General features: G+C 70.8%; 15 protein-coding genes, 3 tRNA genes and 1 pseudogene. 9 read left to right on the top strand and 10 right to left on the bottom strand.

The genetic code is table 11. From position 1 onward, the window contains the following. Window positions 1-40: 40 nt before the first annotated feature. Window positions 41-123 (bottom strand) — tRNA-Ser (locus LVO85_RS11765). A gap of 246 nt (window positions 124-369) precedes the next feature. On the opposite strand from LVO85_RS11765, the gene LVO85_RS11760 reads away from it, so the two are divergent. Further along, window positions 370-573 (top strand): cold-shock protein, encoded by a 204-nt coding sequence (locus LVO85_RS11760; protein ID WP_232747661.1) that lies wholly within the window; start codon window positions 370-372, stop codon window positions 571-573. An 87-nt stretch (window positions 574-660) separates the two neighbouring features. Here the strand turns inward: LVO85_RS11760 and LVO85_RS11755 are convergent, their stop codons facing one another. Continuing rightward, complete coding sequence (locus LVO85_RS11755) at window positions 661-2,292, bottom strand: LCP family protein (protein WP_232747660.1); 1,632 nt, start codon at window positions 2,290-2,292, stop codon at window positions 661-663. A gap of 154 nt (window positions 2,293-2,446) precedes the next feature. Here LVO85_RS11755 and LVO85_RS11750 point away from each other — a divergent pair. Then, window positions 2,447-2,537: transfer RNA gene (locus LVO85_RS11750), tRNA-Ser, on the top strand. Between the two features lie 76 nt (window positions 2,538-2,613). Here LVO85_RS11750 and LVO85_RS11745 read toward each other — a convergent pair. Together LVO85_RS11745 and LVO85_RS11740 are read right to left on the bottom strand one after the other, a co-directional pair. Further along, window positions 2,614-2,877: a hypothetical protein gene (locus LVO85_RS11745; protein ID WP_232747659.1), complete on the bottom strand. Its 264-nt coding sequence runs from the start codon at window positions 2,875-2,877 to the stop codon at window positions 2,614-2,616. A 44-nt stretch (window positions 2,878-2,921) separates the two neighbouring features. Next, a complete protein-coding gene (locus LVO85_RS11740) occupies window positions 2,922-4,736 on the bottom strand; it encodes a phosphoenolpyruvate carboxykinase (GTP) (RefSeq protein WP_232747658.1) in 1,815 nt (604 codons plus the stop codon). A gap of 144 nt (window positions 4,737-4,880) precedes the next feature. Between LVO85_RS11740 and LVO85_RS11735 the strand changes: the two genes are divergently transcribed. Together LVO85_RS11735 and LVO85_RS11730 are read left to right on the top strand one after the other, a co-directional pair. Further along, window positions 4,881-6,137: a cation:proton antiporter gene (locus tag LVO85_RS11735; protein WP_232747719.1), complete on the top strand. Its 1,257-nt coding sequence runs from the start codon at window positions 4,881-4,883 to the stop codon at window positions 6,135-6,137. A 70-nt stretch (window positions 6,138-6,207) separates the two neighbouring features. Beyond that, window positions 6,208-6,280, top strand: a tRNA-Arg gene (locus tag LVO85_RS11730). Window positions 6,281-6,327: 47 nt separating this feature from the next. Here LVO85_RS11730 and LVO85_RS11725 read toward each other — a convergent pair. Next, window positions 6,328-6,558 carry an amphi-Trp domain-containing protein gene (locus LVO85_RS11725; RefSeq protein WP_232747657.1) on the bottom strand — a complete coding sequence of 77 codons (231 nt, stop codon included), beginning with the start codon at window positions 6,556-6,558 and terminating at the stop codon, window positions 6,328-6,330. 214 nt (window positions 6,559-6,772) lie between these two features. On the opposite strand from LVO85_RS11725, the gene LVO85_RS11720 reads away from it, so the two are divergent. The 3 genes from LVO85_RS11720 to LVO85_RS11710 are packed head-to-tail and all read left to right on the top strand — an operon-like array spanning window position 6,773 to window position 8,287. Further along, the gene (locus LVO85_RS11720) at window positions 6,773-7,210 is read left to right on the top strand and encodes a DUF6325 family protein (RefSeq protein ID WP_232747656.1); all 438 of its coding nucleotides are present in this window, start codon (window positions 6,773-6,775) and stop codon (window positions 7,208-7,210) included. 20 nt (window positions 7,211-7,230) lie between these two features. Beyond that, window positions 7,231-7,524, top strand: a complete 294-nt coding sequence (locus LVO85_RS11715) for an SHOCT domain-containing protein (protein WP_232747655.1) — start codon at window positions 7,231-7,233, stop codon at window positions 7,522-7,524. A 10-nt stretch (window positions 7,525-7,534) separates the two neighbouring features. Next, window positions 7,535-8,287 carry a class I SAM-dependent DNA methyltransferase gene (locus LVO85_RS11710; RefSeq protein ID WP_232747654.1) on the top strand — a complete coding sequence of 251 codons (753 nt, stop codon included), beginning with the start codon at window positions 7,535-7,537 and terminating at the stop codon, window positions 8,285-8,287. On the opposite strand, the gene LVO85_RS11705 is transcribed toward LVO85_RS11710, so the two are convergent. The 4 genes from LVO85_RS11705 to LVO85_RS11690 form a co-directional block, all read right to left on the bottom strand. Continuing rightward, window positions 8,257-9,165, bottom strand: coding sequence for an SMP-30/gluconolactonase/LRE family protein (locus tag LVO85_RS11705; protein ID WP_232747653.1), 909 nt, complete (start codon window positions 9,163-9,165; stop codon window positions 8,257-8,259). The genes LVO85_RS11710 and LVO85_RS11705 overlap by 31 nt on opposite strands. Before the next feature lie 45 nt (window positions 9,166-9,210). Beyond that, the gene (locus LVO85_RS11700) at window positions 9,211-10,260 is read right to left on the bottom strand and encodes a zinc-dependent alcohol dehydrogenase (RefSeq protein WP_232747652.1); all 1,050 of its coding nucleotides are present in this window, start codon (window positions 10,258-10,260) and stop codon (window positions 9,211-9,213) included. 71 nt (window positions 10,261-10,331) lie between these two features. Next, a complete protein-coding gene (locus LVO85_RS11695; protein WP_232747651.1) occupies window positions 10,332-10,940 on the bottom strand; it encodes an HdeD family acid-resistance protein in 609 nt (202 codons plus the stop codon). A 106-nt stretch (window positions 10,941-11,046) separates the two neighbouring features. Continuing rightward, on the bottom strand, window positions 11,047-12,048 hold the full coding sequence (locus tag LVO85_RS11690; RefSeq protein WP_232747650.1) for a 2-hydroxyacid dehydrogenase: 1,002 nt from the start codon (window positions 12,046-12,048) through the stop codon (window positions 11,047-11,049). A gap of 114 nt (window positions 12,049-12,162) precedes the next feature. On the opposite strand from LVO85_RS11690, the pseudogene LVO85_RS11685 reads away from it, so the two are divergent. Together LVO85_RS11685 and LVO85_RS11680 are read left to right on the top strand one after the other, a co-directional pair. Continuing rightward, window positions 12,163-12,384: pseudogene (locus LVO85_RS11685) on the top strand (hypothetical protein); the annotation flags it as partial. 48 nt (window positions 12,385-12,432) lie between these two features. Then, window positions 12,433-12,798 carry a hypothetical protein gene (locus LVO85_RS11680; RefSeq protein ID WP_232747649.1) on the top strand — a complete coding sequence of 122 codons (366 nt, stop codon included), beginning with the start codon at window positions 12,433-12,435 and terminating at the stop codon, window positions 12,796-12,798. Between the two features lie 17 nt (window positions 12,799-12,815). Here LVO85_RS11680 and def read toward each other — a convergent pair whose 3' ends face one another. Continuing rightward, window positions 12,816-13,385 (bottom strand): peptide deformylase, encoded by a 570-nt coding sequence (gene def / locus LVO85_RS11675; RefSeq protein WP_232747648.1) that lies wholly within the window; start codon window positions 13,383-13,385, stop codon window positions 12,816-12,818. Window positions 13,386-13,397 lie beyond the last annotated feature (12 nt).

The raw sequence follows: 13,397 nt of genomic DNA, 5'->3' as shown, positions 1-13,397 counted from the left end.
AGGTCCGGCCCATCCCGATGTCCTGCGACATCACACACGGCGGAGGGTGTGGGATTCGAACCCACGGACGTTTCCGTCGGGCGCTTTCAAGGCGCCTGCACTCGGCCACTATGCGAACCCTCCTGGCCCGGCCCCTGGGCGCTGGGACGTGGCCCATCATCGCACCCGGAACGCCCCTGGTGCGAAGGGACATTCCTGCTACGGTTGTCCTGGTTGTCGTTGCAGTTCCTCGCAAGTGAAGTACAGTCCCGGCTCCGGCCGGGCACGTCAGCACCAACCGGGCATGCCCCGGCGAGTGGGGGGTTTCACCTCAGCCCACCTCCCACGCCCTGTGGGGGGAAGCATTCGCACAGCAGAAAGAGATCTCCCATGGCACAGGGAACCGTGAAGTGGTTCAACGCGGAGAAGGGCTTCGGCTTCATCGCGCAGGATGGCGGAGGCCCGGACGTGTTCGTCCACTACTCGGCGATCGAGACCAACGGCTACAAGTCCCTCGACGAGGCGCAGCGCGTCGAGTTCGAGGTCACGCAGTCCCCCAAGGGGCCGCAGGCTGACGCCGTTCGTCCCCTCTGAGAGGCACTGCGGCTCCTCGAGTCCCAGTCACCAGGCCCCCGGGTTCCACGGAACCCGGGGGCCTGTGCGTGTCCAGGCGGTATGCCGTCAGCAGACGGCGCCGACCTCCTCCAGCTTGTCCTCGGTCGGCGTGGCGGGAGCGTCGTCCTCGGTCGGCTCGCCGGTGGTCTCCTCCACCGTCTCGCTCGGGGTCGTGGTGTCGGTCGGGGTCGCGGTCTGGGTCGGCTCGGGAGCCTGCTCCGGGTGCATGGCCAGGTAGACCTGGTCGCGGATGTCGGCGTAGTCGGGGTCGACGACGTCGACGTTCTTGATCGTGAAGGGCAGCGACGTGATCGTGCCGTCCTGGACGCGCAGCACCAGGTCGGCCCAGGCCGGCAGCTCGCCCTGGGACACGTCGGACTTGACGTTGTCACCGGCCACCCCCACGATCGCGGGGTAGCGCTGGGCCATCGTCAGCGGGTTGACCTGGTCGAGCACCGCAGCGACGACGCAGCGCTGTCGGCGCATGCGGCTGAAGTCGTCGGTGGTGATGCGGGAGCGGGCATACCACATGGCCTGGTAGCCGCTGAGGTGCTGCTCGCCGACCTCGAGCCAGCCCGACTCGCTGCCGGGCACCAGCATGGGGTTGCCGTTGGCGTCCGTCGTCGTGCGACCGCCCATCGGCAGCCGCTCCTGCACGTTGATGTCCACCCCGCCCATGGCGTCGATGAGGTCCTGGAAGCCTGCCAGGTTGACGATCACGTGGTAGTCCATCGGCTGCCCCAGGACCGCACCGATGACGGCCTGGGTGGCGGTGCGCCCCGGGTTCGGGTCGTCCAGGTAGAGCTCGGGGTTCTCCTCGGCATGCGCCTCGGCCTCGGTCCAGATGGCGTTCATCAGGCACTCCGAGCCGCAGTCGAAGCCGTTCGGCCACTTCGCCGACAGCGGGTGGGTGGCCGGGATCGGGACGTTCTGCAGGTTGCGCGGGATGCCGAAGAGCACCGTGTCACCGGTGTCGGTGTTGACGCTGGCCACCATCATCGAGTCGGTGCGCACACCCTCGCGCTCGTCGGCGGCGTCGGTGCCGAGCAGCAGGACGTTGACCCGCGGTGTGTCCTCCCACGGGTCGTCGGCGGACAGGTCGGGTGCGGCCAGTCCCTCGTTGCGCTCGGTGTCCTCCCGGCCCACGAAGATCTGGTCGACGGCGTCGGAGTGCGCGTCGATGTAGCGCAGGCCCATCGCGGCGGGTGCGGCCAGCAGGCCGCACATGAGCAGGGTGAACGTGGTCAGGCCCAGGCGCTGTCCGCCCGTCATCCGTCGGGGACGGCTGAGCAGGGCGGTCATGGCGACCGAGCCCATCCAGAGCAGGACCAGCCCGGCAGCGATGATGCCGACGGTCTGCAGCATCTCAGGGCGCGCGCCGAGCCCGAGGACGGTCTCCTCGACCCCGTTGGTCAGGGTCCACAGGGCGACGACGACCAGGACGACGAGCGCCACCGCCAGCATCACGACGCCCAGGCGACGCCGGGGCGTCATGGTCAGGCCCAGGCCCGGGATCACGGTCCCCAGGGCGGTCAACGTGTAGGCACGGCGCATCTGGGCTGCTCTCGTCGTGGGGCCGGTCGGCTGGACCGGGTGGTGCAGCTGCTCACGGTGCTCGCGACGGGTCTGGGGGAAGTCGTGACCGTCACCCCACTCCCACTGGTCGCCGACATCACCACGGCGCGGAGGTGTGGGCATGCAGCGCGACCTTTCAGGGCAGGAACAACAGCATTGTGCCCCATGGCAGAGGGACGACAGGTCAGGATACGCCCCTTGTTTGGAGAACCCTGGACGTCGCGGGTAGCCTGATCGCCGTCCCGAGGCCGCTCTGACGAGACCTCGGGGACGGCATGGAGGCGTCGCCTAGTCTGGTCTATGGCGCCCGCCTGCTAAGCGGGTTTGGGGCTACAACCCCATCGAGGGTTCAAATCCCTCCGCCTCCGCCGACCGACGAGCCCCCGGACCGTGCTGGTCCGGGGGCTTCGTCGTGCCGCCCAGTGGCGCGGCACGGAGGGGTCGTCAGGCCGAGGGCTCGATGTCCTCCGGGTCGCGGGCGGCGTCCTCGTCCTCGGGGGATCCGACCTCGGACGACTCCTCGTCCGGGGCCTCGTCGGCCGCCTCGTCGGCGCTTCTGACCGACTCCGACCCCTGCTGACGGATGCGCTGGTCGATGGCGTCGACGATCTCGGTGATGTCCTGGCCACCCGGCGGCAGGGGCTCCACGGCCGACAGCGTGGTGGGATCGCCCCCTTCGGGGCTGCTGTGCGGACCCTCGATGCTCATGGTCGTCTCTCCTTCACGGTGTCATGATGCGCCGGGCGTCACGGTCACTCACCCAGCCGTTGCTCCAGTGTCTCCAACTCCGTGGCCATCTGCGCGGGGAGAGCGTCCCCGAACTTCTCGAACCACTCCTGGATCATCGGCAGCTCCTCACGCCACTCCTCGGCGTCGAAGGCCAGGGCCGCCGCCACCTCGTCCTGGGTGATGTCCAGGCCGGTGGTGTCGATGTCCTCCGGGCGGGGCAGCAGGCCGATGGGCGACTCCTCGGCGCCGACGCGGTCCTCGAGGCGGTCGACGACCCACTTGAGGACGCGGGTGTTCTCCCCGAAGCCGGGCCACAGGAAGGAGCCGTCCTCGCCGCGACGGAACCAGTTGACGAGGAAGATCTTGGGCATCCGGGACTCGTCGTGCTGCTTGCCCATCGCCAGCCAGTGCTCGAGGTAGTGCCCCGCGTTGTAGCCGATGAACGGCAGCATGGCCATCGGGTCACGCCGCACGACGCCGACCGCGCCGGTCGCGGCCGCGGTGGTCTCCGACGAGAGGGTGGCACCCATGAAGGTGCCGTGCTGCCAGTCGCGCGACTGCGTCACGAGCGGCACGGTCGTCTTGCGCCGCCCCCCGAAGAGGATCGCGGAGATGGGCACGCCCCGAGGGTCGTGGTACTCCGGCGCCAGGGTGGGCAGCTGCTCGATCGGTGTGCAGAATCGGCTGTTGGGGTGCGAGCTCGGGGTGTCGGACCGTGGTGTCCAGTCGTTGCCGCGCCAGTCGACGAGGTGCTCGGGCACGTCCTCTGTCATGCCCTCCCACCACACGCCGCCCTCGTCGGTGCGTGCGACGTTGGTGAAGACGGAGTGACCCTTCTCGATGGTGCGCATGGCGTTCGGGTTGGTGTCCCACCCGGTGCCCGGTGCGACGCCGAAGAGGCCGAACTCCGGGTTCACGGCATACAGCCGGCCGTCCTCGCCGAAGCGCATCCAGGAGATGTCGTCCCCGATGGTCTCCGCCGTCCAGCCCTCCAGGCTGGGGGACAGCATGGCCAGGTTGGTCTTGCCGCACGCGGAGGGGAAGGCCCCCGCGACGTAGTGGACCTCGCCTGCCGGTGAGGTGAGCTTGAGGATGAGCATGTGCTCGGCCATCCAGCCCTCGTCACGACCGATGGCGGAGGCGATGCGCAGGGCGTAGCACTTCTTCCCGAGCAGGGCGTTGCCGCCGTAGCCGGAGCCGAACGACCAGATCGCCCGCTCCTCCGGGAAGTGCACGATGTACTTGGTCTCGTTGCAGGGCCACGGCACGTCCTGCTCGCCCGGCTGGAGAGGGGCACCCACCGAGTGCAGGCCCTTGACGTATGCGGCGTCGAGCTCCTCCATCTTCTCGCGCACCGCGTCTCCTACCCGGGCCATGATGCGCATGGAGGCGACGACATACGCGCTGTCGGTGATCTCGACGCCGAACTTCGGGTCCTCCGACTCCAGGTGTCCCATGACGAAGGGGATGACGTACATCGTCCGCCCACGCATGCACCCCTCGAAGAGCGGCTCCAGGATGCCCTTCATCTCGCCCGGGTCCATCCAGTTGTTGGTGTGACCCGCGTCGGCCTCCTCGACCGAGCAGATGTAGGTGCGGTCCTCGACCCGCGCGACGTCGTCGGGGTCGGAGGCGGCATGGAAGGAGTGCGGGAGCACGTCGGGGTCGAGCGGGTGGAAGGTGCCCGCCGTGACCAGCTCGGTCTCCAGCCAGGCCCCCTCCTCGGGCGAGCCGGTGACCCACACGACAGCGTCCGGACGGGTGTGCTCGGCGGTCCGGCGCACCCACGCGTCGAGCTCTCGGTGTGTCGTTCCCCCGGTGACTGTGATCTGGTCCAACACGGAAGTCTCCCCTCTCTGGCGCCATTGCCAGTGGTTGTCGTCCTTGCAACGTATTGCTGAAAGCGCTGCCGGGGACAGTCGAAACGACTGTGGTCCTGCTCACCTTAGGCGGGCGGAGCATAGGTTGGGGTGGTGGACCCCATGTTCGTCTACCTCCTCGTCGGCCTCGGGCTGCTCCTGGCGACCGTGCTGCCGTCGGTGCTGGAGGGCCGCTCCCTGTCCGCTCCCGTGGTGGTGCTGGCCGTCGGTGTGCTGGCGGGGGTCCTGCTGCCGGGCGACGCCGAGGTCGACGTCATCCTCAACGCCACCTTCACCTCCCACCTGGCCGAGGCCTGCGTGATCATCTCGCTGATGGGGGTCGGCCTCGCGCTCGAGCGCCCGCTCAGCCGCCGGACGTGGCGGCCCACGTGGCGGCTGCTCGCGATCGGGATGCCGTTGTGCATGGCTGCGGTCGCCGGGTTCGGCTGGGGGGTGATCGGGCTGACCCTGCCGGCCGCCGTGCTCCTGGCCGCGGTGCTGGCACCCACCGACCCGGTGCTGGCCTCGGACGTCCAGGTCGAGGGGCCGGTCGTGGCCGGGATGGAGGAGTCCGAGGACGACGAGGTGCGCTTCTCGCTCACCAGCGAGGCGGGGCTCAACGACGCACTCGCCTTCCCGTTCGTCTACCTCGGGCTGTTCCTGATGGGCCGCGGTGACATCTCGGAGTGGGCACTGGAGTGGGTCCTGTGGACGCTCGTGGGCAAGATCGTGCTCGGTGCGCTCCTCGGCTGGGGCTGCGGCTGGCTGCTGGGACAGATGGCCTTCCGCAGCAGGACCACCCACCTGCGTGTGGCCGACTACGGCAACCCGCTCTTCGCGCTCGCCGCGACGTTCGCGGTCTACGGGTTCACCGAGCTGGTCGGTGGCTACGGCTTCCTGGCCGTGTTCGCGGCCGCGCTCGCGATGCGGTCCGTCGAGCGCAAGCACGACTACCACCGTGACATGCACTGGTTCGTGCACCAGGTGGAGACGATCCTCACCCTGGTGCTGCTGCTCATGCTCGGGGCGGCGCTCACCGCAGGGCTGCTCGAACGGCTGTCCTGGCAGGGCGCGCTGCTCGGGGTCGCCCTGGTCTTCGTGATCCGCCCGCTGACCGCCTGGCTCTCCCTGCTCGGCTCCCCGGGGCTGCGACGCTCGGAGCGGTGGGCGATCGCCGGGTTCGGGGTGCGCGGCATCGGCTCGATCTACTACCTGGCCTACGCGCTGAGCAGCGACTACATCGCGGAGGGGCTGGAGCTGTGGTCGGTGGTCGCGTTCACCATCGTGCTGTCGGTCGTGGTGCACGGCGTCGCGGCGACCCCGGTCATGCGCCGGCTCGACCGACAGCGCAGCGAGGCGCCGGACGGCGTGCCAGGCTGAGACGGGCCGATTTCGTGGCCTCCCGACGATCCGGTAAAGTGACGCGTCGTTGCCCAGGCAACGTGCACCTGCGCCCGTAGCTCAACGGATAGAGCATCTGACTACGGATCAGAAGGTTAGGGGTTCGAATCCCTTCGGGCGCGCACTGTGTTGAGACAGTAGACGGAGGCCCCCGAGATGTCGGGGGCCTTCACTGTCTCCGCGGCCAGGAGAACTCGATCTCGATCTGCAGCTCGTCGCCGTCGACCTCCACCTCCATCTCGGCGTCGACCTCCTCCGGCAGCTCCACGTTGACGGTGCCGGGACCGATCGGCAGCGTGGCGTGGCCCCCCTTGGCGAAGGCGTCGGCCAGGGTCCTCAGCCACGCGGCGGCCTCGGCCCGGGTGAGGTGCTGCCTGCGCTCGAACTCGAGGTCGGACATGGCGGGTGGCTCCTTCGGTGCAGGTGCGCGGATGGCGGTCGGGCACGGCGTGCCGGACGCTCCCTATTCTCTCCCTGGCCCCAGCCTGCCGCCAGGGTCTGCGGGCACGCTTCACCCCGTTGAGGTGATGTGGCGCTGACGCCCGAGCGCGAGGCTGGAGGCCTCCGGGGTCGGGGACTTCCTGCGTCGGACCACTGGCAACAAGGAGCGACACATGACAGTCGGACCCATCGACGTGGTGATCATCGGGTTCCCGGGCAACAGGTTCAGCGGCCGCATCGCGCCGGCCATCCTCGACCTGGTCGGCAGCGGCACGATCCGGGTCGTCGACCTCCTCTTCGTGAGCAAGGACGGCGACGGCGTGGTCACGACCGTCGACGCCACCGACCTCGAGGGGGGTGACGCCCCCGGCTACCACGCCATCGAGGTCCTCAAGCCCGGTGCGCTCGGGGTGGAGGACGCCGAGGAGGTCAGCGACGACCTGTCTCCGGAGAGCTCCGCGCTCCTCGTCGCGTTCGAGAACACCTGGGCGGCGGCCTTCGTCGACGCCTGCCGCGCTGCCGACGCCGTGGTCATCGACCAGATCCGCATCCCCGCCGACGTCGGCCAGGCCGTGCTCGGTGACACCGGGTCGGCGACCCTCACCTCCTGAACCCACCGAAAGGCACTCCCATGGGACTTCTGCGTATGGCGGCACGCACCGCCGTCATCTCCGGCACCGCCACCGCCGTCTCGGGGCGGGTCGCGCACCGTCAGGCCGGGCGCTACCAGCAGGAGGCTGCACCTCAGGCTCCGGCTCCGCAGTACGCTCAGCCCCCACAGCAGGTACCCGTCCAGGCCCCCGCGGCCGCACCTGCCGAGGACGAGGCCGTCGTCCACCTGCAGAACCTCGGCAGGCTGCACGCGCAGGGCGTGCTGACCGACGAGGAGTTCGCGGCGGCCAAGGCCAAGATCCTCGGGATCTGAGCAGGCACGGGTGACCCGGCCCGAGCCCTACACCCGGTTGGCGGAGGTCTACGACGAGCTGGTCGTCGACCCCTGCTACCCGGCGTGGGTGGACCATCTCGACCGGTTGTGGCGCACCGACGCGGAGGGTGTCCGCACGGTGCTCGACGTGTGCTGCGGCACCGGTCGTCTCGCGGTCGAGCTGGTGGACCGGGGGTATGCCGTGACCGGCGTCGACGCCTCCGCGGCGATGCTCGAGCTGGCGGCGCGACGGCTGCCCGGCTCGGTCGTCCTCCAGCGGGCTCGGCTGCCCGACCTCCCGGTCGACGGGCCCTTCGACGCGGCCGTGTCGACCTTCGACAGCCTCAACTACCTGAGCCCCGAGGACCTCCGTCACACGCTCTCGGCACTCGGGGGCCGCCTGCGCCCGGGAGGCTGGCTGGTCTTCGACGCGCACACCGACGCGATGATGCGGTTCACGCTGGCCAACCCCGTGGTGTGCGGTCTCGACCACGGGCGTCGCTTCGTGGTCACCACCGCCGTCGACGTGCTCGCCCGCAGCTGCCGGACGAGGATCGAGCTGTCCGGAGGCGACGGCTTCACCGAGACCCACCAGCAGTTCTTCCACTCCGACGCCACCCTGCGCGAGGCGCTGGGCCTCGCCGGCCTCGAGGTGTCCGCGGTCACCGAGGAGTACACCGCCGAGCCGGCACGTGAGGACACCCTGCGGGCGACCTGGGTCGTCCGCAGGCCTCAGGAGCCGTCGACGCGGACGATCTCGTAGGGCACGTCCGGCCCCGTGCTGCCGAAGCGGGCGTTCACCGCATACAGCGAGGACCCGAACGACGCGACCGTCGTCGGCACCGCGAAGTCGGGGTCCGTGAGCGTCTCGACCAGCGTGGCCGAGGACAGGTCGGGTGACAGCCGCAGCACGGCGATCTCGTTGAGCTGGTTGCGCACCACGGACAGCTCGCGACCCTGGAGCAGGATGCCGTCACCGGCGGTGAGCTCGGTGTCGGTGGCGACCTCGGTGGCCTCGCCGGTCCGGGGGTCCACGCGGTAGAGCGTGCCGGTGCCGCTGTTGATGACGAGCAGCGCCGCGCCGTTCGGGGTCGCGGCGATGCCGTTGGCGTTGAACCCGTCGGCCTGCACCCACTCGCCGGTGAGCGGCACGGCCTCGGGCTCGCCGGCCGGCACGCCGTTGCGCAGCGGCACGCGGTAGAGGGTGGGCTGGAAGGAGTCGGTGAACCAGGCTGCCTCGCGGGTGAGCGTGACGTCGTTGACGAACGCCCCGGGGCCGGCGAGCTGGTAGGTCTCGACCTCCGCGCCCGTGGCGGCGTCGTAGACGTAGGCCTGCCCGGTCGGCCCGCCGGCGACGAACAGCAGCCCACGGGACTCCTTCAGGCCCACGGCGATGCGACCGTCGGTGGCGGGCACGAGCACCTCGCCCGCGCCGGTGCGCAGGTCTGCCTTGTAGACCGCTCCGGTGGCCAGTGACCCGGCGTACACGGAGGTCCCGGAGCCGACGGCGACACCCTCCGCCTGCCAGCCGTCCGGCAGGGGGACGAGGTCCGGGAACGCGCCGCTCGCGCCGGCCGCCGGAGCGGTGGCGAGAGCGGCCGAGACGGCCAGGGTCAGCAGCACCTTCGTCGGCTTCCTCATCGTCCTACGGTACGTGAGGCTGGTCGGAGTCCGCGAGAGGCGTGCTCAGGTCATGTCGAAGACCAGCCGGGCGGGCACCTTGCCGGAGAGGACCTCCTCGAAGCACTCGTTGACGTCCTCGAGTCGGCGGGTCTGCGCGATGACCCGCGTGCGACCCATCGCGTGCAGCTGGAAGGTCTCGGCGAGGTCGTTGCGGGTGCCGACCAGCGAGCCGTGCACGGAGATGCCGGACAGCACCGTCTCGAAGACCGGCAGGGTCAGGCTGTTGTCGGCGGGCAGCCCCACCAGCACCAGACGGCCCCGCGGGTTGAGGGCGGCGTGGGCCGAGGCCATGACGGCGGGGGAGGGCACGGTCACCAGGGCGATGTCGGCACCCCCGGCCTCGGCGACCTGAGCGGCGAGGTCGCCTCGCGCGTCGACGACGTGGTCGGCACCGAGCTCCTCGGCGAGGGCCAGCTTGTCGTCGTCGACGTCCACCGCGATGGTCCGGCAGCCGAACACGGAGCCGTACTGCAGGCCGAGGTGACCCAGGCCGCCGATGCCGACGACCATGACCGACTCGGTCGGCTGCGGAGCCACGGACTTGAGGGCGGCGTAGGTCGTGACCCCGGCGCAGGTCAGGGGTGCAGCGTCGAGCGAGCTGACCGCATCGGGCACGCGCACCACATGGCTGGCGTAGCCGACGGCATACTCCGCGTAGCCGCCGTTCATCGTGTAGCCCATGTACTGCGGGCTCTGGCAGTAGGTCTCGTGGCCGCCGACGCAGTAGCGGCAGTGGCCGCAGGCGTGAGCGAGCCAGGGCAGCGCGACCCGGTCGCCGGGCTCGAGGGTCGTGACTCCCTCTCCCAGCGTCTCGACGCGGCCCACGCCCTCGTGGCCGGGGATGAGGGGCAGGGTGGGCTTGACCGGCCAGTCACCGTGGGCGGCGTGGATGTCGGTGTGGCAGAGCCCGCTGGACTCGATGCGCACGAGCACCTGGCCGGGGCCCGGCTCGGGGCGGTCGACCTGACCGACGCGGAGCGCGCCTCCGAACGTGTCGACGACGGCAGCCTTCATGGTGATCTCCTGGTCCTTGGGGGTGGTTGTGCTCCTCACGCTACGGAGGCACAACACCCCTGACCAGGGACTTTGGGCCCTGTTCGGGTCCGGCGGGGCCAGCGGGTGGGTCAGGCCGGACGCTGGGCGGCCGCCACGTTCGCCGCCAGCCTGCGGATGGCCAGCGCGAGGGCGACCAGGGTGACGCCGGTCATGAGCACGTGCACGGCGAGGACGACCGCGAGGACGGCGACCGAGATGAGGGGGCTGCCGAAGAGGAAGACCAGGCCGGCGAGCACCGACAGCAGGCCCATGGCGAAGCTCCAGCCCCAGCCCTTCGCCTGGCCCCTGGCACGCCACGACATGAGGGCCTGCACGATGCCGCCGGTCAGCAGCGAGATGCCGACGGTGAGCACGAGCACGAAGAGCGTCACGCCGGGCCACGCGACGGCGACGACGGCGCCCGCGGCATACAGGAGCCCGGCCAGCCAGCCCACCCAGCGGCGCTCCCGCAGTGACGCGGTGGCGAAGGCCTCGACGGCGGCGAGCACCAGGGAGATGACGACGAGCCAGCGCAGCGTGCTGACGCTCGCGGCCAGGTTGAACACGAGCAGCAGCCCCAGGCCCAGCATGAGCAGGCCGAGCACGAGGACGCTGACCCAGCTGCGGCGGACCCAGGAGGGCAGGTCGTCGACGCCTCGAGGGTCGGCGGTGGTACCAGTGGTGTCGGTGGTGCTCATGGTCTCCCCTACAGCGCAGCAACGGCGCCGGGGAACCGGCGTCGAGTGTGAGAGTAGCGCCGCCGAAAAACGCAGGTCAAGGGTGTTGACCCGAGCAGGTGCGCGCTCAGGCCACCGGGTTCGGCGGCTGCCCGCCGCTCAGCACCGCGAGCACGTTGGTGGCGGCCCGCTCGGCCATGGCGCACCGTGTCTCCTCGGTGGCCGAGCCGAGGTGGGGCAGCAGCACCACGGTGTCGAGCTCCAGCAGGCCGGGGTGCACCCGCGGCTCGTCCTCGTAGACGTCCAGGCCGGCCCCGGCGATCGACCCCGCCCGGAGGGCGTCCACGAGGGCCTCCTCGTCGACGACCGGCCCACGGGCCGTGTTGACCAGGTATGCCGTGGAGCGCATGAGCGCCAGCTGCTCGGCCCCGACCAGGTGCCGGGTCTCGGGGGTGAGCGGACAGTGCAGCGACACCACGTCGGCCGTGGCGAGCAGCTCCTCCAGCGGCAGGCGCCGGGCCCCCAGATCCTCGACCACCCCGGGGTCCGCGGGGCTGCGGGAGCTGTAGGTGATGCGCATGCCGAACGCCCGTGCCCGGCGTGCGGTGGCCCGGCCGATCTCACCGAGGCCGACGACGCCCAGAGTCCTGCCCTGCAGGCCCCGGCCCAGGAGCAGCGACATGCTCCATCGCCAGGGCTGCCCGGAGCGCACCAGCCGCTCGCCTTCGCCCAGGCGCCGGGACGCCATGAGGACCAGGGCCATCGCCAGGTCGGCGGTGGCGTCGGTGAGCACGCCCGGGGTGTTGGTGACCATCACCCCGCGCTCCCGGCAGGCCGGCACGTCGACGTTGTCGTGGCCCACCGCCACGTTGGCCACCACGCGCAGCTGTGGACCGGCGGCGTCGAGCAGCGCGGTGTCCACCCGCTCGGTGACCAGGGTCACCAGGGCCCGCGCCCCGCGCACCCGGCGCAGCAGCTCCTCACGAGGGATGAGCTCCTCGGAGTCCCACGGGTCGACCTGGTGCGCCGCGCGCAGGGCCTCGAGGGCAGGCTGCGGCAGCCGTCCCGTCACGACCACCGTGCCGTTGTCCGGTGACTCCACGAGCGTCCTCCCGTCCGTCGTCGTCACCACTGTAGGTGTCGACCTGCCGGTCGGTGTGATCTGGGCCACACCGACCGCCGGGACGGGCAGCCGCCCGCCGCGTCCGACGGGGCGGCGACGACGCTCTTCCTGGCCAGCGCCCAGTTCGTCGGCATCAACGTGATCTTCTCCTACTCCTCCACGCTGTGGCAGTCCGTCGCATTCAGCGAGGAGGACGCACTGACCCAGACCGTGATCACCTCGGTGACCAACATCGGGCTCGGTTTCGCCTACGGCTTCTACGCGACCGCTGCCGTCCTCTCCCTCCTGTTCGTCCTCACGTTCGTGCCGGAGACGAAGGGGAAGGAGCTCGAGGACATGTGACTCCGGCGCATGTGACTCGGCGACGTCGGATGCGTACCATCGACGCCCGTGTCCGACCCCGCTGGCCTCGACCGACCCGGTCTCACCATGTGCGCCCTCTGCGCCGGGGACACCCTCGGACCCGCCGACCCCCGTCCCGGTGGCCAGGGCGGCAGGGTGCGTGAGCTGGCGGCGGCGCGCCGGACCGGTCTGACGGAGGTCGAGTGCCTCGACGTCTGCGAGTCCGACGTGGTGGTGGTGCGCCCCTCCCCGGTCTGCCGCCGCACGGGTGCCCGTCCGCTGTGGCTGTCCCGGCTGGCCGGTGACGAGGCCACCGAGGCGCTGGACGACTACGTCGCGGGCGGCGGCCCGGGTGCGGTCGCGGTCCCGCCGGGCCTCACGGCATACGTCGTCCCGTCACCCGCCGAGTCCTGACGGCGGGCGCGGTCGGGTCAGACGTCCTCGGCCTTGAGCGCTCCGGGCAGCCACTTGGTCGTGCCCTCCTCGGCCCAGCCGCGGTCCTTCACGGACTCGCGGGCGGCACGCTTCCAGGGGCCGGTGAGCCGGTCGACGTAGAGGTAGCCGTCGAGGTGGTCGGTCTCGTGCTGCAGGCACCGGGCCAGCAGCCCCTCACCCTCGACGACCACCTCGTTGCCCTCCAGGTCGGTGCCGGTCACCCGTGCCCGGGGGAAGCGGGCCAGCGGGAACCACTCGCCGGGCACGGACAGGCACCCCTCACCGTCCTCGTCCTCGTCGAGGGGCTGCGGGGTGCCCAGGCGCTCCAGCACCGGGTTGACGACCACACCCCTGACGTTGTCCCCGTCGGGCATCGGGCAGTCGTAGACGAAGATCCGCAGGCGCACACCGACCTGGTTGGCGGCCAGGCCGACCCCCTCGGCGGCCTCCATCGTGTCGAACATGTCGGCGACCAGGGTGCGGATCTCGTCGGTGACCTCACGGACCCGCTTGGTGGGCTGGTGCAGGGCCCGGTGGCCGATGACGGTGATCTCACGGACTGCCACGTCAACTCCTCG

Origin of the sequence: Ornithinimicrobium sediminis (assembly GCF_021272345.1) — a bacterium.
Classification (GTDB): Bacteria; Actinomycetota; Actinomycetes; order Actinomycetales; family Dermatophilaceae; genus Ornithinicoccus; species Ornithinicoccus sediminis_B.
The sequence above is the reverse complement of the archived record's forward strand: the minus strand, read 5'-3'. Positions and strand labels throughout refer to the sequence as shown.